Source organism: Methylobacterium sp. J-059 (genome assembly GCF_022829485.1).
Classification (GTDB): Bacteria; Pseudomonadota; Alphaproteobacteria; order Rhizobiales; family Beijerinckiaceae; genus Methylobacterium.
On the sequence record NZ_JAKSYA010000152.1, the window covers coordinates 66,235 to 84,747 of the forward strand.

General features: G+C 70.2%; 20 protein-coding genes and 1 tRNA gene. 13 read left to right on the forward strand and 8 right to left on the reverse strand.

The features are described from left to right. Window positions 1-122: 122 nt before the first annotated feature. The gene (locus MKK55_RS22775; RefSeq protein ID WP_243937778.1) at window positions 123-431 is read left to right on the forward strand and encodes a hypothetical protein; all 309 of its coding nucleotides are present in this window, start codon (window positions 123-125) and stop codon (window positions 429-431) included. Window positions 432-607: 176 nt separating this feature from the next. After that, a tRNA-Val gene (locus tag MKK55_RS22780) sits at window positions 608-682 on the forward strand. A gap of 129 nt (window positions 683-811) precedes the next feature. On the opposite strand, the gene MKK55_RS22785 is transcribed toward MKK55_RS22780, so the two are convergent. Both MKK55_RS22785 and MKK55_RS22790 read right to left on the reverse strand, forming a co-directional pair. Then, complete coding sequence (locus MKK55_RS22785) at window positions 812-1,723, reverse strand: neutral zinc metallopeptidase (RefSeq protein WP_243937803.1); 912 nt, start codon at window positions 1,721-1,723, stop codon at window positions 812-814. A gap of 87 nt (window positions 1,724-1,810) precedes the next feature. Continuing rightward, on the reverse strand, window positions 1,811-2,707 hold the full coding sequence (locus MKK55_RS22790) for a uracil-DNA glycosylase family protein (RefSeq protein WP_243937804.1): 897 nt from the start codon (window positions 2,705-2,707) through the stop codon (window positions 1,811-1,813). 228 nt (window positions 2,708-2,935) lie between these two features. Here MKK55_RS22790 and MKK55_RS22795 point away from each other — a divergent pair, with 228 nt between their 5' ends. Together MKK55_RS22795 and MKK55_RS22800 are read left to right on the forward strand one after the other, a co-directional pair. Then, window positions 2,936-4,609 carry an electron transfer flavoprotein-ubiquinone oxidoreductase gene (locus tag MKK55_RS22795; protein ID WP_243937780.1) on the forward strand — a complete coding sequence of 558 codons (1,674 nt, stop codon included), beginning with the start codon at window positions 2,936-2,938 and terminating at the stop codon, window positions 4,607-4,609. Between the two features lie 277 nt (window positions 4,610-4,886). Then, the gene (locus MKK55_RS22800; protein WP_147841315.1) at window positions 4,887-6,755 is read left to right on the forward strand and encodes a tetratricopeptide repeat protein; all 1,869 of its coding nucleotides are present in this window, start codon (window positions 4,887-4,889) and stop codon (window positions 6,753-6,755) included. Between the two features lie 7 nt (window positions 6,756-6,762). Here MKK55_RS22800 and MKK55_RS22805 read toward each other — a convergent pair whose 3' ends face one another. Further along, window positions 6,763-7,203 carry a HEPN domain-containing protein gene (locus MKK55_RS22805; protein WP_243937782.1) on the reverse strand — a complete coding sequence of 147 codons (441 nt, stop codon included), beginning with the start codon at window positions 7,201-7,203 and terminating at the stop codon, window positions 6,763-6,765. After that, a complete protein-coding gene (locus MKK55_RS22810) occupies window positions 7,187-7,483 on the reverse strand; it encodes a nucleotidyltransferase domain-containing protein (protein WP_147841300.1) in 297 nt (98 codons plus the stop codon). The genes MKK55_RS22805 and MKK55_RS22810 overlap by 17 nt, the downstream gene beginning before the upstream one ends. Before the next feature lie 167 nt (window positions 7,484-7,650). On the opposite strand from MKK55_RS22810, the gene MKK55_RS22815 reads away from it, so the two are divergent. Next, window positions 7,651-8,526: a 4-(cytidine 5'-diphospho)-2-C-methyl-D-erythritol kinase gene (locus tag MKK55_RS22815; protein WP_243937784.1), complete on the forward strand. Its 876-nt coding sequence runs from the start codon at window positions 7,651-7,653 to the stop codon at window positions 8,524-8,526. A gap of 59 nt (window positions 8,527-8,585) precedes the next feature. Here the strand turns inward: MKK55_RS22815 and MKK55_RS22820 are convergent, their stop codons facing one another. Continuing rightward, window positions 8,586-9,608, reverse strand: a complete 1,023-nt coding sequence (locus tag MKK55_RS22820) for a polyprenyl synthetase family protein (protein ID WP_147725412.1) — start codon at window positions 9,606-9,608, stop codon at window positions 8,586-8,588. 161 nt (window positions 9,609-9,769) lie between these two features. Here MKK55_RS22820 and MKK55_RS22825 point away from each other — a divergent pair, with 161 nt between their 5' ends. Then, window positions 9,770-10,000, forward strand: a complete 231-nt coding sequence (locus tag MKK55_RS22825; RefSeq protein ID WP_147725411.1) for a DUF2007 domain-containing protein — start codon at window positions 9,770-9,772, stop codon at window positions 9,998-10,000. A 2-nt stretch (window positions 10,001-10,002) separates the two neighbouring features. After that, on the forward strand, window positions 10,003-10,752 hold the full coding sequence (locus MKK55_RS22830; protein ID WP_243937786.1) for a tRNA1(Val) (adenine(37)-N6)-methyltransferase: 750 nt from the start codon (window positions 10,003-10,005) through the stop codon (window positions 10,750-10,752). A 73-nt stretch (window positions 10,753-10,825) separates the two neighbouring features. Here the strand turns inward: MKK55_RS22830 and MKK55_RS22835 are convergent, their stop codons facing one another. After that, entirely contained in the window at window positions 10,826-11,080 is a 255-nt protein-coding gene (locus MKK55_RS22835) for a hypothetical protein (RefSeq protein WP_187275371.1), read from the reverse strand. Between the two features lie 228 nt (window positions 11,081-11,308). On the opposite strand from MKK55_RS22835, the gene MKK55_RS22840 reads away from it, so the two are divergent. Further along, window positions 11,309-12,163 carry a S49 family peptidase gene (locus MKK55_RS22840; RefSeq protein WP_243937787.1) on the forward strand — a complete coding sequence of 285 codons (855 nt, stop codon included), beginning with the start codon at window positions 11,309-11,311 and terminating at the stop codon, window positions 12,161-12,163. A 45-nt stretch (window positions 12,164-12,208) separates the two neighbouring features. Here MKK55_RS22840 and MKK55_RS22845 read toward each other — a convergent pair whose 3' ends face one another. Further along, complete coding sequence (locus MKK55_RS22845; protein ID WP_243937788.1) at window positions 12,209-12,457, reverse strand: hypothetical protein; 249 nt, start codon at window positions 12,455-12,457, stop codon at window positions 12,209-12,211. A gap of 211 nt (window positions 12,458-12,668) precedes the next feature. Between MKK55_RS22845 and MKK55_RS22850 the strand changes: the two genes are divergently transcribed. From MKK55_RS22850 to MKK55_RS22865, 4 genes are all read left to right on the forward strand, one after another. Further along, complete coding sequence (locus MKK55_RS22850; RefSeq protein WP_243937789.1) at window positions 12,669-13,607, forward strand: glycine--tRNA ligase subunit alpha; 939 nt, start codon at window positions 12,669-12,671, stop codon at window positions 13,605-13,607. Beyond that, window positions 13,604-14,050, forward strand: a complete 447-nt coding sequence (locus tag MKK55_RS22855) for a DUF3828 domain-containing protein (protein ID WP_243937790.1) — start codon at window positions 13,604-13,606, stop codon at window positions 14,048-14,050. Before MKK55_RS22850 ends, MKK55_RS22855 begins: the two co-directional genes overlap by 4 nt. A gap of 141 nt (window positions 14,051-14,191) precedes the next feature. Beyond that, window positions 14,192-16,354 (forward strand): glycine--tRNA ligase subunit beta, encoded by a 2,163-nt coding sequence (glyS, locus tag MKK55_RS22860; protein WP_409566111.1) that lies wholly within the window; start codon window positions 14,192-14,194, stop codon window positions 16,352-16,354. Window positions 16,355-16,571: 217 nt separating this feature from the next. After that, window positions 16,572-16,925: an endonuclease domain-containing protein gene (locus MKK55_RS22865; RefSeq protein ID WP_243937792.1), complete on the forward strand. Its 354-nt coding sequence runs from the start codon at window positions 16,572-16,574 to the stop codon at window positions 16,923-16,925. 9 nt (window positions 16,926-16,934) lie between these two features. On the opposite strand, the gene MKK55_RS22870 is transcribed toward MKK55_RS22865, so the two are convergent. Continuing rightward, window positions 16,935-17,936: a magnesium transporter CorA family protein gene (locus MKK55_RS22870; RefSeq protein ID WP_147841290.1), complete on the reverse strand. Its 1,002-nt coding sequence runs from the start codon at window positions 17,934-17,936 to the stop codon at window positions 16,935-16,937. Between the two features lie 211 nt (window positions 17,937-18,147). On the opposite strand from MKK55_RS22870, the gene groES reads away from it, so the two are divergent. Continuing rightward, window positions 18,148-18,435 (forward strand): co-chaperone GroES, encoded by a 288-nt coding sequence (groES, locus tag MKK55_RS22875; protein WP_055886789.1) that lies wholly within the window; start codon window positions 18,148-18,150, stop codon window positions 18,433-18,435. Window positions 18,436-18,513 lie beyond the last annotated feature (78 nt).

Genomic DNA, 18,513 nt, shown 5'->3' on the forward strand with positions numbered 1-18,513 from the left:
AGGGAGCCGCACGCCCCGCGAGGACCGACGGAAACGCGCGCCGGGTTTCGCGGTTGAAGACCTGTGTCGTTCGACCGGCTGCGCGCAGCGCGGCGTCCACTATCCAGGGAGATCACCCTCCGATGCGATCGATCCTCCTCGCCACCCTCGTCGCCGCGGCGACGCCGGCCTTCGCCCAGAGCAACGCGCCGGCACCGATCCGCCAGCCGAACCCGCCTCAGCAGGTCGCGCCGGGCACGCCGCCGGGCACCGTCGCGGTTCCGGTTGGCGCCACGAACAGCGGCTCCGGGGCCGGCGCCGTGGTCGCGCCGACCGGCACCGGCGCGGCGACGGTCACGACGGATTCCGCGGCGGGCGGCAACGCCGACCAGCCCGAGCGCGGCGTTCCCCAGATGGGCCGCGGCGGCGGCGGCAACGCCGGCGGCCAGTAGGTCGCGAGGAAGTTTTCCGATCGGAGCCGGCGCGGCCGTCGACATTGGTGGGCGGTTGCGCCGGTTCTGCAGCTTGACGCCGCCGCCTACCCCGCCCTAGAAGGCCCTCGTCCCGGGATCGAAGGCGCCAGCGCCGGTCGCCCCGGTCGCGGCGACTGCGTGTCGACGCGCGGTACGGACGGTTAGCACAGCGGTAGTGCGTTCCCTTCACACGGGAAAGGTCGCAGGTTCGATCCCTGCACCGTCCACCATTCTCTCCCGCATCGCCATCGCGGCATCGTTCGACGCTCGGCGAGCGTCCGCACGTGCTAGTCCGAGCGCTCGAAATCGCCGTGAGCCGCATCGCTTCCCCCGCAGAGGAGGGAGCAAGCCGGCCAGGGTCAGTTGTTCGCGGTCCGGAACGTGTCGCAGGACTTCGTCTGGCCACTCTTGTAGCCGTTCATGAACCAGCGCTGGCGCTGCTCGGACGAGCCGTGGGTGAACGAATCCGGCACGGCGTAGCCTTGGCTCTGCTTCTGCAGCTTGTCGTCGCCGATCGCGCTCGCCGCGTTCATCGCCTCGTCGATGTCGCCCTGCTCGAGCGCGTTGTACTTGTCGTTGGAGTTCTTGGCCCAGACGCCAGCAAGGCAGTCGGCCATCAGCTCGATCCGCACGGAAAGCGCGTTGGCGTCTCGCTTCGAGGACGCCTGCTGCTGCCGGGCCTGAACCTTGCCGAGAATGCCGAGGACGTCCTGCACGTGGTGGCCGACCTCGTGAGCTACGACGTAGGCGTAGGCGAAGTCGCCCTTCACGCCGAACTTCTGCTCCATCTCCTTGAAGAAGCCCGTGTCGAGATAGACCTTCTTGTCGAGCGGGCAGTAGAACGGGCCCATCGCGGCCTGGGCCGAGCCGCAGCCGCTGCGGGTGCCGCCGGTGTAGAGCACCATCGTCGTCGGGGTGTACTGCTTGCCGGTCTGGTTCGGCAGGATCTGGCTCCATACGTCCTCGGTGTTGCCAAGGATCTTGGAGGCGAAGCGGCCGCTGTCGTCGGTCGGCGCGGTCTTGCGGCGCGTCTGGGTCTGCGGATCGGCGGGCTCCTCGCGCTGGCTGCCGCCGCCACGGGTGATCTGCTCGGCGCCCCCCATCAGGATCGCCGGGTTGATGCCCGTGACCCAGCTGATGATCAGGATGACGACGATCGCGCCGATGCCGAGGCCGCCGGCGCCGCCGCCCGGGAAGCCCATCCCGCCACCGCCGCCCTCGCCGCGACGATCCTCGACGTTGTCCGAACTCCGAAAATCGTCCCAGCGCATGGTCTCGACCGCCACTCGTTCTCACGACGCCGTTATCGCGAGTCGCAGGGTAATGACACAGGCCGAAGGACGGTTCCGCCGGAACGGTCAAGCTTTTCCGTCGAGCGCGGTGCGCAGCAGCCGGAAATCGCGCCAAGCGAGCCGCTTCTGCATCGGCTGCCGCAGCAGGTAGGCCGGGTGCAGGGTGGCGAGGGCCCGCACGGTGCGGTGAGGCATCGCGTAGGGGTAGAACCGCCCGCGCGCCTTCAGGATGCCGTCCTTGGTGCCGGTGATCGCCTTCGTGGCCGGGCTGCCGAGGCAGACGATGATGTCGGGGTCGGCCAGCTCGATCTGGCGCTCCAGGAAGGGCCGGCACACGGCCAGTTCCTGGATCGTCGGCTCGCGGTTGCCCGGCGGACGCCACGGCACCACGTTGGCGACGTAGGCCTTGGTCCGGTCGAGGCCGATCGCCGCCATCATCCGGTCGAGCAGCTGGCCCGAGCGGCCCATGAACGGCTTGCCGATGCGGTCCTCGTCGGCGCCGGGCGCCTCGCCGATGAACATCAGCTTCGCGGCCGGATTGCCGTCGGCGAAGACGAGGTTCTTCGCGGTGAACTTCAGCGGGCAGGCGTCGAAGGTCGCCATCAACGCCTCGAGCTCCTCGAGCGTCCCGACATCCTTCGCCCGTGCCCGCGCATCGATCGCCGCATCCTCGGGCTTCGCCGATGCCGACTGCCCGTAGGTGCGCGGCGCAGCCTTCTCGGGCGCCGGCGGCGGATCGCCCCGCGGCGGCAGCTCGCGGCGCGGCGCTTCCGGCTGTTCCAGGCGCGGCGCGTCCACCTGCGCCTCGCGCACGGGCGCGCTGCGACGCAGGGTCGGCGCCGGGGTGTCGGCTTCCCGGAAGCGGTCGTGGGGCGCCTCGTCGAGGGCGAGGTCGACGCCGCTCTCCACATGGAAATCGAGGTACGCGATCAGGTCGCGCTGTGCGTCCGCCGACGAGGTCATGAGCATCATGTGGGGCTTCGCACGCCTGTGGACAACGCGGCATTCCGGTCGGCGTCAGGCCGCGACGCTGCGCAACTTGGCCGCTCCCGCGCCCGATCCCCTGCCAGCAGCGGCTTGCCAACCTACATTGGAACGGGTTCAGAACGACGGCAACGGCGCATCGAACGATCGGACGGCGGAGACGCACGGTCCGCGCGCACGAACGAGACACGGCAGGAGACGACAGGCATGGCGCATCCCGAACGCGAGGGCATGGATTTCGACGTGGTCGTCGTCGGCGCGGGGCCGGCCGGGCTCGCCGCCGCCATCCGCCTGAAGCAGCACGCGCTCGAAAGCGGCGACGAGGTCAACGTGGTCGTCGTGGAGAAGGGCTCCGAGGTCGGCGCCCACATCCTGTCGGGCGCCGTGATCGACCCGTCGGGCCTCGACGTCCTCGTGCCGGACTGGCGCGACGATCCCGAGCGGCCGCTGAAGACCGCGGTGGAGCGCGACGAGTTCCTGTTCCTGACCAAGAACAGCGGCGTCACCCTGCCGAACCTGTTCTTCCCGAAGTTCATGTCGAACCACGGCAACTTCGTCGGCTCGCTCTCGAACGTGACCAAGTACCTCGGCGCGAAGGCCGAGGCGCTCGGCGTCGAGATCTATCCCGGCTTCCCGGCCTCCGAGGTGCTCTACGACGACCGGGGCGTCGTCGTCGGCGTCGCCACCGGCGACCTCGGCATCGCCAAGTCGGGCGAGCCGCGCGAGGACTACACCCGCGGCATGGAGCTGCGCGCCAAGTACGTGATCTTCGGCGAGGGGGCGCGCGGCTCGCTTACCAAGACGGTGATCGACCGGTTCCAGCTCAACCGGCACAGCGACCACCAGAAGTACGGGCTCGGCGTGAAGGAGCTGTGGCAGCTCGCCCCCGGCAAGTTCGAGCCGGGCCTGGTGCGGCACTCGATGGGCTGGCCGCTGCCGAACAAGGCCGGCGGCGGCTCGTGGCTCTACCACTTCGACGACCACCTGCTCTCGGTCGGCTTCGTCACGCACCTGAACTACGAGAACCCGACCCTGTCGCCGTTCGAGGAGTTCCAGCGCTTCAAGACCCACCCGATGATCCGTGAGGTGTTCGAGGGCGCCAAGCGCATCGGCTACGGCGCCCGCGCGATCATGGAAGGCGGCTGGCAATCGGTGCCGAAGCTCGTCTTCCCCGGCGGCTGCCTCGTCGGCGATTCCGCCGGATTCGTGAACGTGCCGCGCATCAAGGGCTCGCACAACGCGGTGCTCTCCGGGATGCAGGCGGCCGACGCCATCGCCGCCGCGCTGAAGGCCGGGCGCCAGGGCGACGAGCTCACCGCCTACGATGCCGGCTGGCGCGACAGCGCGATCGGCACCGACCTCAAGGCGGTCCGCAACGTGAAGCCGCTGTGGTCGCGCTACGGCACGCTCGCGGGCGTGGGCTTGGGCGGCCTCGACATGTGGTCCAACACCCTGCTGAACGCCTCGATCTTCGGCACGCTGAAGCACGGCAAGCCCGACCACGCCTGCACCAAGCCGATCTCCGAGGTGACGCCGATCGTCTACCCGAAGCCCGACGGCAAGCTCACCTTCGACCGGCTGTCCTCGGTCTACCTCTCGAACACCAACCACGAGGAGGACCAGCCGGCCCACCTTCAGGTCAAGGACATGGGCCTGCAGAAGACCTCCGAGCACGACGTGTTCGGCGGGCCCTCCGCGCGCTACTGCCCGGCGGGCGTCTACGAGTGGGTCGAGGATGCGGCCGCCGGCGACGGCGTGCGCTACCAGATCAACGCGCAGAACTGCGTCCACTGCAAGACCTGCGATATCAAGGACCCCAACCAGAACATCAACTGGGTGACGCCGGAGGGGCCTGGCGGGCCGAACTACCCCAACATGTGATCGGATCGATCCGCCTCGTCCGCTCCGCGCGATTCACGTCGCGCGGAGCGGATTCGCTCGGCGAACCCGCTTCGCGGGAACCGGACGCGCGAGCCGAAAGGGTCGTCCGTCGGGGCCTGGAACGATCGAATCGCGGCGGGTCCGGCGGCGTCCGGCGGTCGGGCCCGCGCCATCCTTTCGCCTTGCGGGCATGGCGGGAAGAGTCCAGTGTCCCCGCCGAATTCGGCGCCGCCTGGCCGCGATGGGCAGGCGCCCGCAGGAGCCGTGAACGGTGCCCATGACCGATGTCCGTCCCCGCCGCACCCGCACGGTGCTCGCCCTGACGCTCGCCGCGAGCGTGTCGCTCGGCGGGCAAGCGTTCGCGATGCAGCCGCGCGAATCCAGCCCGATGTCGGAGTACGAGCCGGCGGAGTCGCTCGAGGGCAACTTCCTCTCGGCCTACATCGCCGGGGCCTCCCGCGACACCGCGGCGGCGGCGAGCTTCTACCGCGAGGCGGTGAAGGCCGACCCCCGCAACACCGATCTGCTGGAGCGGGCCTTCGTCTCGCTGCTCGCCGACGGCGCCCTGCCCGACGCGTTCCGCGCGGCCGAACGCCTCGTCAACCGCGACTCGACCAACGGGCTGGCGCAGCTGTCGCTCGGCGTGCGCCAGATCAAGGCCGGCCAGTGGGCCGCCGCCCGCCAGAATTTCTCGCGCAGCGGGCGCGGGGCTGCCGCCGACCTCACCGCGACGCTCCTCACCGCCTGGGCCTATGCGGGTGCCGGCGACGGCAAGCGCGCCCTCGAGACCGTGAGCAAGCTCAAGGGCGAGCGCTACTACAACACCTTCCGCGACTATCATGCCGGCCTGATCGCCAGCGTCACCGGCGACCAGGCCGAGGCGGAGCGCCGCCTCAAGGCGGCCTACGACGCCGACAAGAACACCCTGCGCATCGTCGACGCCTACGCGCGCTTCGAGGCCAATGCCGGCCGCACCGACCTCGCGATCCAGGCCTATACCGACTTCGACGCGCTGATGCCGCGCCACCCGATCGTGCGCGATGCCCTCGACAAGCTGAAGGCCGGCAAGCCGCTCGCCCGCCTCGTCACCACGGCGCAGGAAGGCGCCGGCGAGGTGCTGTACGGGCTCGGCTCGGCCGGCTCGACGCAGGGCGACGAGCTGCCGGCGGTGGTCTACCTCCGGCTCGCCCTCTACCTCGCCCCCGAGCATGCGCTGGCGCGCCTGACGCTCGCCGACACCCTCGACCGGATGAAGCAGCCGGAGAAGGCGAACGAGGCCTACGCCCAGATCCCGGCGACCTCGCCGCTGAAGCTCAACGCCGACATCCAGATCGGCCTCAACCTCGAGCAGGCCGGCAAGGGCGACGAGGCGCTGCAGTACCTCGACGCCGCGATGAAGGCGCATCCCGACGACATCGACGTCATCACCGCGCTCGGCAACGTGCAGCGCTCGCGCAAGAAGTACGAGGAGGCGGCCGAGACCTACAGCCGCGCGATCGCGCTCATCGGCGACCGGCCGCAGGCGAACTTCTGGACGACCTACTATTTCCGCGGCACCGCCTACGAGCGGGCCAAGCAATGGCCGAAGGCCGAGGCCGACCTGAAGAAGGCTCTGGAGCTCGTGCCGGCGAGCCAGCCGGCGGCGAAGGCGCAGGTGCTGAACTATCTCGGCTATTCCTGGGTCGACCAGAAGATCAACATCGACGACGCCTTCAAGCTGCTGAAGCAGGCGGCCGACGCCAGCCCGCGCGACGGCATGATCGTCGACAGCCTCGGCTGGGCCTATTTCCGCCTCGGGCGCTGGGACGACGCGGTGCGCGAGCTCGAGAAGGCCGTGGAGCTGAAGCCGGGCGACCCGACCATCAACGACCACCTCGGCGACGCCTACTGGCGCTCCGGCCGGCGCCTCGAAGGCAAGTTCCAGTGGCAGCACGCCAAGGACCTGAACCCCGAGCCCGACGACCTCGTGCAGATCAACGAGAAGCTGAAGAACGGCCTGCCCGATACCGACAAGCCGACCGCCACGGCGGAGAACCCGCCGGCTCCGGTGGCCGCACCGCACAACGCCGAGAACCCGGAACTGCCGAAGGGCGCCCCGGCCCCGAGCGAGGCGCCGGGCTCGGCCGACAAGAAGAGCGGCGGCTGAAGCAGGCTTATCGACGCGGGACCGGGTTCGACGCGGTCCCGCCGACTTCGGCTTCGATCGCGAAATGCTCTTCGAGGGATACGATCAGCCCATCGATCACTGCCAGTGCGTCCTCGACGCGGTCGGACGACGGAGTCGTCGGAACACGCCCTGTCGGTGTCCCGTAGCGATAGCTGGTCGCGGAGGCTTCCAGGAACGTGATCGCTGCGAGCGCCCGGCGATCCGGGTTTTCCTCCGGGATCTTCCGAACGATGGTATCGAGCTGGTGGGTGTCCTTCCGCTCGATGTGGATGCCCTCGGCCGTGGCGACGGCTGTGATCAGGTGCTCGGCGGCCTGCGACGCCAAGTAGGCAGCGTTCCGCGACTCGGCCTTGAGCAGGATGCGAGCATCCTTCGCACAATCGCGGGCAAGCTCGAGGCAGGTCGCGATCCTACGCCCCTTGGACATCGAGTCTCAGGCCTTCGCGGGCGAGGGCATAGCTCAGGGTATTCGGGACGCCCCAGCTTTCGGCCAGCTCGCTTTCGCGGGCGGCGAGAATCGTGGCGGAGATGCCGGCTTCGCGGCCAATCGACCACCCGATGATGGGATCGAGCGCATCGTCGGAAACATCGTCCGGCACCGCGACGACGAGGTCCCAATCGCTGTCGGCACGATGATCGCCGCGGGCCCTGCTCCCGAACAGCCAGATCGCCCGCGGTCGCATGCGGGTGCGGATCGCCGCGATCAACGTGGCGAGGTCGTCCGGCAGCGGATCGGCGTATTCGGATCGGGACACCGTGCGATCCTAGGCCGGCCTTGGCGGGCCGACAATGCCGGGCGTACGCCTGCGGGTTGCCGCGCTGGCGCCCGCCTCGTATGGCCTGCCGCTCCAAGTCATCGCCCCGACGAGAGCCCGTGCCCCTGCTCACCACCCGCGCCCCGGCGAAGATCAACCTGACCCTGCACGTGCTCGGGCGTCGCCCCGGCGACGGCTATCACGTGCTGGAAAGCCTCGTGGCGTTCGCCGGCGTCGGCGATGCGCTGACGCTGGATCCCGGCCCGGAGCTGTCGCTCTCTGTGAGCGGCCCAACCGCGGGACCGGCCGGCCCGACCGGCGACAACCTCGTCGTGCGGGCGGCCCGGCACCTCGCGGAGGCGTTGCCCGATCTCAGGCTCGGCGCGTTCGATCTCGTCAAGCGGCTGCCGGTGGCGGCGGGGATCGGCGGAGGGTCGTCGGATGCGGCCGCGGCGCTGCGCCTGCTCGCGGAGCTGAACGGCCTGCCCTTCGACCATCCGGCGGTGGTCGCCGCCGCGCGGGCCACCGGGGCCGACGTGCCGGTCTGCCTTGATCCGCGGGCCCGCATGATGCGCGGCGCCGGCGAGGAGATCGGCCCGGCGCTCGGGATGCAGCCGTTCCCGGCGGTGCTGATCAACCCCGGCGTGCCGGTGCCGACGGCACCGGTGTTCAAGGCGCTCGGCCTCCGGGTCGGCGATGCCTTGAACGGCGTGCCCCATCCCGAGATCGGCCCGGGATCCGGGGTCGAGGCTCTGGTCGCGGCGATCGGGCCGGCGCGCAACGACCTCGAGGCCCCGGCGCTGACCGTGGCGCCGGCGATCGGCACCGCGCTCGCGGCGCTCCGCACCCAGGCGGGCTGCCGGCTTGCGCGGATGTCGGGTTCGGGCGCGACGGTGTTCGCGGTCTTCGCCGATCGTCATTCGGCGTCGCGGGCCGCGCGCGCGATCGGTTCGACGCAGCCGACGTGGTGGACGGTCGCGACCTACCTGCGCTGACGGACGGGCGGAGGCGTCGAGAGGATCTGTGGAGTGGTTCGAGGGCCGCCGCGTGCGGATCAGTGGACGCGCGAAACGCAGAAATCCACGACCTGCAGCAGCGCCGACTTCATCGGGCTTTCGGGGAAGGGATCGAGCGCATCCCGTGCCAGCGTGCCGTAGTCGCGCGCGCGGGCGACCGTCTCCTCGAGGGCGTGGTGGCGCCGCAGGATCGCGTGCGCGGTCTCGAGATCGCCGTCTTCCAGCGCACCCTGCTCCAGAGTCCGGCGCCAGAAGGCGCGCTCCTCCTCGGTGCCGCGGCGGACGGCGAGCACGATCGGCAGGGTGATCTTGCCTTCGCGAAAATCGTCGCCGACGTTCTTGCCGAGCGCTGCGCTGGTGCCGCCGTAGTCGAGCACGTCGTCGATGAGCTGAAAGGCGATGCCGAGGTTCATGCCGTAGGCGCGGCAGGCCTCCTGCTCGGCGACCGGGCGCCCGGCGAGGACCGGACCGACCTCGCAGGCGGCGGCGAACAGCTCCGCGGTCTTGGCACGGATCACCGCGAGGTACGCGTCCTCCGAGGTGCCGGTGTTCTTGGCAGCGGTGAGCTGCATGACCTCGCCCTCGGCGATCACCGTCGCGGCGGCCGAGAGGATGTCGAGGGCGCGCAGGGAGCCGACCTCGACCATCATCCGGAACGCTTGCCCAAGCAGGAAGTCGCCGACGAGCACGCTCGCCTCGTTGCCCCACTTGATCCGCGCGGCGACTCTGCCGCGGCGCATGTCGCTGCCGTCCACCACGTCGTCGTGCAGCAGGGTCGCGGTGTGCATGAACTCGACGCTGGCAGCGAGCTTCACGTCCCCGTCGTGGCCGGAATAGCCGCAGAGGTCGGCGCTCGCCAGGGTGAGGATCGGGCGCAGGCGCTTGCCGCCGGAATCGATCAGGTGGTTGGCGACCTCGGGGATCATCGCCACGTCGGAACCGGTGCGCGACAGGATCTGGGCGTTCACCCGCTCCATGCCGCCCGACACCAGGGCCACGAGGTCGGCGAGGCTCGCTTCCGCGTCGGGGCGGCCTTCTTCGATGGAAACGACGACACCCAAGGTCCGATGCCTCCAGACCGATTTCGACTGCAGCGCGCGATGCGCCACCCCTTCGCATGCGCTTGAGGGCACCGCAACATGCGTCCGCGAAACCGGATATGGTGCCGGCGCACGCCAGCGCGCACGCGACGAAAGCGCCCTCCATCGCGAACAGGGTTGTGATGACCGAGCTGATCCGCACCAACGACATCGTCCTGATCGGCTTCGCGCAATCGCTGCTCGAAGGCGCCGACATTCCGGTGCTCGTTGCCGACAACCACATGAGCCTGATGGAGGGCTCGATCGGCGCCTTCCCCCGGCGCCTGCTGGTGCCCGGCGATCATGCCGCGCAGGCGCGCCGGCTCCTGCGCGACGCCGGGCTCGCGCACGAGCTTCGCGACGCGAACCCCTGATCATGGCCGAGGTGCCGGACGACTTTCTCGGCGGAACCCTGCGCCTGCTGCAGCCGCCGCGCGGCAACCATCGAGCCGGGACCGACGCGGTCCTGCTGGCGCGGTGGATCGAGCCGAAGCCGGGCGACGTCGTCTGCGACGTCGGGGCCGGGACGGGGGCGGTCGGGCTCGCCGTCGGCATCCGCGAACCCGGCAGCCGCATCGTGCTGGTCGAGCGCGCGCCCGAGATCGCCGCGCTGGCGCGCCGGAACGCCGAGCTGAACGCGATGGCCGACCGGGTGACGGTGGTCGAGGCCGACGTGCTCGCCTCCGGTGCTGATCGCCGCAGCGCCGGCCTCGCAACGGGTTGCGCCAACATCGTGCTCACCAACCCGCCGTTCTTCGAGGCGGGACGTCACCGCCCGTCGCCGGACGCGGGCAAGGCCGCCGCCCACGACTTCCCTGTGGGCGGGTTGGAGCGCTGGATCCGGACCTGCACCGACCTGCTTCGACCGGACGGTCGGCTCGGGTTGATCCATCGGGTCGACGCCCTGCCGCTTTGCCTCGAAGCCCTGCGCAACCGTTTCGGCGGCGTCGCGATCCGTCCGGTCCACGCCCGCGCCGAGCGTCCGGCGATCCGCATCCTCGTCCGCGCGACCAAGGGAAGCCGTGCCGCGCTCGAATTGCATCCGCCGCTCGTCCTGCAGGGGGCGGACGGCGGCTTCACCGCCGAGGCGGACGCCCTGCACCGTGGCCGGCCCTGGCCGGCGTGAAGGTGCATGCAGCGCAAAACATCCGCGACGGGTGAAAAGAGGGGAGCGTCCCGGACGCCCCCCTCGCAAAACCTCAGTAGAACCGCAGCCGGCGATGATGACCGTGATGGTGGTGGTGATGATGCCGGCGCCAGTGATGGTGACGGTGCCAGCGGTGATGCCGGTGCCAGCGATGGTGGCGATGCCAATGGCGGCGGCCGTGCCAGCGGGCATTCTGCACCAGCGGCGCGGCATCGTTCTGCGCGGCGGTGATCGGCACCGTCATCGGGGCGGCCTTTGCCGAGAGGCTCAGGCCCGTCGCGCCGCCGAGCAGCGCGAGCACGACCATCACAAATCTCCAGGATCGCATCGAGACGTCCTCTCCTTGCCTGTGGGACGGGCGAGGGGTCGGGCCCCGCCCGGGCGGAGAACGCTCCGCCGCGCCGGAAACGGCGGCCGGCACGATTCGGTTCGATCGGCAGGCCGCGAAACGACGCGCCCTGCGCCGCAAGCCTTGCCGCGGGGCCGGCGATGACCACCTCCCCCGACGCGGGCCTTCTCCCACCATCGGATCTCCATGTCCTTCGCCGTTCCGGATTTCGTGCGTGCGCTCCTGCCGGCGCGCTTTCGCAAGACGCGGCCGCGCGTCGCCGTGGTGCGCCTGAACGGCGCCATCGGCGCGGTCTCGCCGCTGCGCCCGGGCCTCTCGATCGCCACGGTGGCGGGCAGCCTGGAGCGCGCCTTCGCGATGCCGGGCGCGGTCGCCGTGGCGATCGTGATCAACTCGCCGGGCGGCGCGCCAGCGCAATCCCACCTGATCCACCGGCGCATCCGGGATCTCGCCGTGGAGAAGAACCTGCCGGTCTACGCCTTCGTCGAGGACGTGGCGGCGTCGGGCGGCTACATGATCGCCTGCGCGGCCGACACCATCGTCGCCGACCCGACCTCGGTGGTCGGCTCGATCGGCGTCGTCTCGGCCGGCTTCGGGTTCGACAAGCTGCTCGCGCGCATCGGCGTCGAGCGCCGCGTCCACACCCAGGGCGACGCCAAGGCGATGCTCGATCCGTTCCGGCCGGAGAACCCGGCCGACGTCGAGCGCCTGCTGCGCATCCAGGCCGACGTGCAGGACCTGTTCACCGGTCTCGTCACGACGCGTCGCCCGACGTTGAGGTCCGGCGAGAACCTGTTCACGGGGGCGATCTGGACGGGACGGCAGGCTCTCGAGCTCGGGCTCGTCGACGCGGTCGGCGACATCCGCTCGACGCTGCGCGCCCGTTTCGGCGAGGACGTGGACCTGAGGCTGATCGCCGAGGCGAAGGGGTCGTTCGTCGCCCGCCTGCTGCGCCGCGGGGCGCCGGGCGGGATCGGCTTGGCTGACGAGGCCATCGCCGCGATCGAGGAGCGTGCGGCCTGGGCGCGTTACGGCCTGTGAGGCGATGTCGCGCGCAGGCCGCAAGGCCGCCACACGACGGCGCGCTCAGCGCGCGAGGCAGGCGGCGTCCGGCGTGCCGTACCCGCTGTAGACCAACCGCACCTTGCGGGTGCAGCCCTCGGACTTGACGGCCGGCGCGGCGACGGGCGCCACCGCGACCGGCACGGCCACCGACGAGACGTCGTCCACGGTGGCCAGCGCGCTGCTGGCGCTCATTACCAGCGGTGTCGCGACGAGCGAGGCGGCGACGAGGACCGCGAAGACGGTGACGTTCTTGTTGGCGAGGCTGCGCATGACTGTTGTTCCGTCGCGTTCGGCCGGGGCGGGCGGCCGATATCCCAGTGTTGGGCAATAAACTTGGCCGTCGCGATACGGTTCCGCTTGTCTGCCGAAATTGCGCCGCATTCGGTGTGCGCCCGCACCCGCGCCGGCGTCTCGGTTGCCCAATGCGGTCGCCCGCGCTTAAACGCTGCCGCCTCCCCTGCCTGACGACGAAGAAGCGCCCATGCCGAGCGATGCCGATCTCAGCCCGAAAACGTCGTTCCAGGGCCTGATCCTGACCCTGCAGCGCTTCTGGGCCGCCAAGGGCTGCGTGATCCTGCAGCCCTACGACATGGAGGTCGGGGCGGGCACGTTCCACCCGGCGACGACGCTGCGCGCGCTCGGCCCGAAGCCGTGGAAGGCCGCCTACGTCCAGCCCTCGCGCCGGCCGAAGGACGGGCGCTACGGCGAGAACCCGAACCGGCTGCAGCACTACTACCAGTTCCAGGTCATCCTGAAGCCGAACCCCGAGAACCTGCAGGAGCTCTACCTCGAATCGCTCGCTGCGATCGGCGTCGATCTCGCCCTGCACGACATCCGCTTCGTCGAGGACGACTGGGAAAGCCCCACGCTGGGTGCCTGGGGTCTCGGCTGGGAATGCTGGTGCGACGGCATGGAGGTGAGCCAGTTCACCTACTTCCAGCAGGTCGCCGGCCTCGAATGCGCACCGGTCGCGGGCGAGCTGACCTACGGGCTGGAGCGCCTGGCGATGTACGTGCAGGGCGTGGAGAACGTCTACGATCTGAACTTCAACGGCGGCGTCGGCGCGGACAGGGTGAGCTACGGCGACGTATTCCTGCAGGCCGAGCAGGAGTATTCGCGGCACAACTTCGAGGCGGCCGACACGGCGATGCTGTTCCGCCAGTTCGCCGATTCCGAGAAGGCCTGCCGCCTCTACCTCGACGCCGGCGCGCCCGAGCGCGCGGGCGCGCGCCACCGCATGGTTCAGCCGGCCTACGACCAGTGCATCAAGGCGAGCCACGTCTTCAACCTGCTCGACGCCCGCGGCGTGATCTCAGTGACCGAGCGCCAGAGCTACATCCTGCGGGTGCGTGAGCTGGCCAAGGCCTGCGGCGCGGCCTGGCTGCTGACGGAGGCCGGCGGCGCGCCGGCGGCGGCATGAACCGGTTCGCGTTCGCCGCCCTGGCCTTGCTCGCCCTCGGCGCTGCTCCGGCCTTCGCCCAGTCCGCCACCGACCCGGTCGAGACCGTGCGCGCGTTCTACGCCAAGGACGATATCGGCGCGGTCGGCTTCTATGCCGCGGGCCTGCGCTCGCTCTACGAGCGGGACCGGCGCGAGGCCGGAAACGAGGTCGGCCGACTGGATTTCGCCTTCTACGTGAACGGGCAGGACACGGAGGCGAACTGGGAGAAGACCCTGAAGCTCACCATGCTCGCATCCGACGACGCGCGTGCGGAGGTGCAGGCGACCTTCCACAACGGCACGCCGCAGGACCTGCGCTACGATCTCGTGCGCGAGAACGGGCGCTGGCTGATCGCCGACGTGCGCTCGACGACGGCGCAAACCTGGGATCTCGTGACGATCCTTTCTGCGAAGCTGCCCTAGCCCGAGCGCGACGCGCAGATCAGCGGCGGCATCCCGCGCCTCTCCGCATGCTCCGTCTCGACGGACGCGGAGCGGGCGTCTATTCCCGCGGCCATGCCCGATTTGCTGCTCGAACTCCGCTCCGAAGAAATCCCGGCCCGCATGCAGCGGCGCGCGGCCGAGGACCTGAAGAAGCTCGTCACCGACGCGCTGGTCGAGCGCGGCTTCCTCTACGACGGCGCGAAGGCCTTCGCGACCCCGCGCCGGCTGGCGCTCCACATCGCCGGCTTACCCGCGCGCGGCGAGGCTTTGCGCGAGGAGCGGCGCGGACCGAAGGTCGGCGCGCCGGGCGCCGCGGTGCAGGGCTTCCTGCGCGGCGCCGGGCTGACGAGCCTCGACCAGGCGCGGACGATCATCGACCCGAAGAAGGGCGAGTTCTACCTCGCGGTGATCGAAAAGCCCGGCCGCGAGACGCTGGACGTGCTGGCCGAGATCCTGCCGGCGATCATCAAGAGCTTCCCCTGGTCGAAATCCATGCGCTGGGGGGCGGCCTCGGCGCAGGCGGGCGCCCTGCGCTGGGTGCGCCCGCTGCAATCGATCGTCGCGACCTTCGGCCCGGAGACCGAGACGCCGGACCTGGTGCCGTTCGAGGTCGGCGGCATCCCGTCGGGCACCACCACCTACGGCCACCGCTTCCTGGCGCCCGGCGCGATCGAGGTCCGTCGCTTCGACGACTACGTCCGGAGCCTGGAGCGCGCCAAGGTCGTGCTCGATGCGGATCGCCGCAAGGACATCATCCTGCACGACGCCCGCGACCTCGCCTTCGCCCGCGGCCTCGAGCTCGTGGAGGACGAGGGCCTGCTGGAGGAGGTCGCCGGCCTCGTCGAATGGCCGGTGGTGCTGATGGGCACCTTCGACCAAAGCTTCCTCGACATCCCGGGCGAGGCGGTGCGCGCCACCATCCGCGCCAACCAGAAATGCTTCGTCGTGCGCGACGCCGGCGGCGCGCTGGCACCGGCCTTCATCCTGGTCTCGAACCTCGTCGCCACGGACGGCGGCGCCGCGATCACCGCGGGCAACGAGCGCGTGGTCCGCGCCCGGCTCTCGGACGCGAAGTTCTTCTGGGAGACCGACAAGGCGATCCGCCTCGCGGACCGCCTGCCGAAGCTCGACACCATCGTGTTCCACGAAAAGCTCGGGACGCAGGGCGAGCGGGTGCAGCGCATCGCGGCGCTCGCGCGTGAGCTTGCCCCCCTCGTCGGCGCCGATGCCGACCTCGCCGAGCGCGCCGCGCGGCTCGCCAAGGCGGACCTCGTCACCGAGATGGTCGGCGAGTTTCCCGAGCTGCAGGGCTTGATGGGCGCCCGCTACGCCGCGCTCCAGGGCGAGAACCCGAGCGTCTGTGCCGCGATCGAGGAGCACTACAAGCCGGTCGGGCCGAGCGACCGCGTGCCGACCGATCCGGTCTCGGTGGCGGTGGCGCTCGCCGACAAGCTCGACACGCTGGTGGGCTTCTGGGCGATCGACGAGAAGCCGACCGGGAGCAAGGACCCGTACGCGCTGCGGCGGGCGGCTTTGGGGGTGATCCGGACCACGCTGGAGCGGTCCCTGCGGCTGCCGCTTTCGAGCGTCGCCAACCGACAGTTCGCCATCGCGGAAACCCGTGGCGCGCCGGCCGCCTCCGCCGAGCCCGCAAGCATCCGCGAGGACGATCTCGGCTCGGCCGGCTTCCATTTCTCCGCAATCGTCGAGACCGACGGCGAGGCCGACCGAAGCCCGTCGGCCCAGCGCGTCGCCGACCTGCTGGCCTTCTTCGCCGATCGCCTCAAGGTCTACCTGCGCGACAAGGGCGCCCGCCACGACCTGATCGATGCGGTCTTCGCGCTACCCGGCCAGGACGACCTGCTGATGGCGGTCCGCCGGGTCGAGGCGCTCGGCGCCTTCCTCGACACCGAGGACGGCAGGAACCTGCTCGCCGGCGTGAAGCGCGCCTCGAACATCCTGCGCATCGAGGAAAAGAAGGACGGCCGCGCCTACGATGCCGAGCCCGATGCGGCGCTCGCCGCCGCCGGCCAGCCCGAGGAGCGGGCGCTGGCCGAGGCACTGGCGACGGCGCGGGCCGAGGCCTCGGCGGCGGTCGCGAAGGAGGATTTTGCCGGCGCGATGCGGGCGCTCTCGCACCTGCGCGCGCCGGTTGACGCCTTCTTCGAGCACGTCACCGTCAACGCCGACGACGCGGCGCTTCGCGAGAACCGCCTCGCCCTCCTCAACGCACTGCGCGCCGCAACCCGCGAAGTCGCAGACTTCTCGGCGATCGTGGGGTGAACCGCGGGTCCCTTCTCCCAGGGGGAGAAGGGCAGGACGATCTACACTTCCTATAGGGGGAAGCGCGGGTCTCCTCTCCCGTCCGGAAGAGGGACAGGGTGAGGGATGCGCCTTCTCCGGATGAACCTGTCCCCTCCCCCCAACCCTCTCCCGAACGGGAGAGGGTGTGCGTCGCGCATCCGCGAGGTCGCGTCGGCGTGTGAGGTAAGGTCATGGCATGCCGAACCCGACGCAGCGTGCGAAGAATTTGCGGGCGGCGGAGACCGGTGCGGAGGCACGGCTCTGGCGCGTCCTCCGCAATCGGCAGCTGAACGGGCGCAAGTTCCGGCGGCAATGGCTGATCGATCGCTACGTCGTCGATTTCGCCTGCATCGAGGCGAAGCGCGTCGTCGAGGTCGTGGGTGCGACGCATGGATCGCAGGCCGCGATCGCGTCCGATGCCGTTCGGACCGAATGGCTCGGACGATGCGGGTTCGAGGTCGTCCGCATCGCCAACGCCGAGATCGACGAAAACCTCGACGGCGTCCGCGAGACGATCCTCGCCGTGATCGAGCGGCGCGATGTCCTCTGACGCGCCGCCTCAGAACCAGCCCTTGATGCGGAACACCACGATCGGGATGATCGCGCTCGCGAGGATCAGGCTGAGCGCGTAGGGGTAGCCGTAGGCCCAATCCAGCTCGGGCATGTGCTTGAAGTTCATCCCGTACATCGACGCGATCAGCGTCGGCGGGACGCCGACCACCGAGACGACGGTGAGGACGCGGAAGACGTTGTTCTGCTCGATGTTGATCAGGCCCAAGGCCGCGTCGAGGAGGAACTGGACGTTCTCCGAGAGCCGGGTCTCGAACTCGTCGAGGGATTCGATGTCCCTGCGGATCGTCTCGAAGCGCGCATCGGTCTCCTCCTGGGCCAGCACCTGCTCGCAGGCTCCGGCGACGAAGGGCACGATCCGCTCAAGGCCGAGCAGGCTCGCCCGGATCTTGCCGAGCACCTTCCCGCGGCGGGCGATGCCACGCAGGATGCGCTTCAGCGCCAGGTCGCGGCGGCGCGGCGGGGCCTTCTCGTCGGATTTCGACGGTCGGGCGCGCACGTCGAAGTCGAAGATCCGCGTCGAGAGGCCGTCGAGCTCGGCGCCCATGTCCTCGAGCGCATCGGCGAGGCTGTCGACCAGCTCCTCCATCAGCAGCAGGAAGACCTCGATCCCGGTCTTGGCGACCTCCCCCTCGTCGATCCGCTTGCGCACCTCGGTGAAGGCGCGCAGCTCGTGGAAGCGCACGGTGACGAGGTGGTCCGGCGTCAGGACGAAGCCGAGCGGCTTGAGCAGCGAGTCGGTGCTCTCGAAGGTCACCATCGGCGTCGAGAGCGACAGGCCGTTCTTCAGCCGGCGCAGGCGGCTGGAGCTCTCGACCTCGGACAGCGCCTTGCGCGAGGGCACGCGGATGCCGGTGGCCTCCTCCACCGCCCGGGCCTCCTCGGGGGTCGGATCGTTGAGGTCGATCCACACGGTCTGGGTCGGGACGGCGGCGCGGCCGCCGGTGTCGCTCGGCGCGAGCGCGCCCTCGGGGCCGTGCAGGCTGAGCATGAAAGGGAATTCCGTCGGCGCTTGCGATGAAGGGGAGAAACCCGGCGCGCGACGGCCGCCGCGGGGTGCGACAGACTTGACTCGCCAAGGGGCCACCGCTATCTCGCCCGCAGCCTTGGCACTCATCTTCCACGAGTGCTAACGGCCAGGGTTGGACGCGGGTCTCCGCGGCATCAACGCCGATTTGCGAATTCAAACAAGAGGGCAGCTCATGAAGTTCCGTCCGCTGCACGACCGGGTCGTCGTCCGCCGCATCGAAGGCGAAGAGAAGACCAAGGGCGGCATCATCATCCCCGACACCGCCAAGGAGAAGCCGCAGGAAGGCGAGATCGTCGCCGTCGGCCCGGGCGCCCGCGACGAGGCCGGCCGCATCAACGCGCTCGACGTCAAGGCCGGCGACCGCGTCCTGTTCGGCAAGTGGTCGGGCACCGAGGTCAAGATCGACGGTCAGGATCTCCTGATCATGAAGGAATCCGACATCATGGGCGTCGTCGCCTGAGGTCTTCGGACACCTGACGTAACCGCCCTTCGAGGCCCGCCCGGGTCTTGGGGCTTCTCCACCAACGAAAAGGAATCC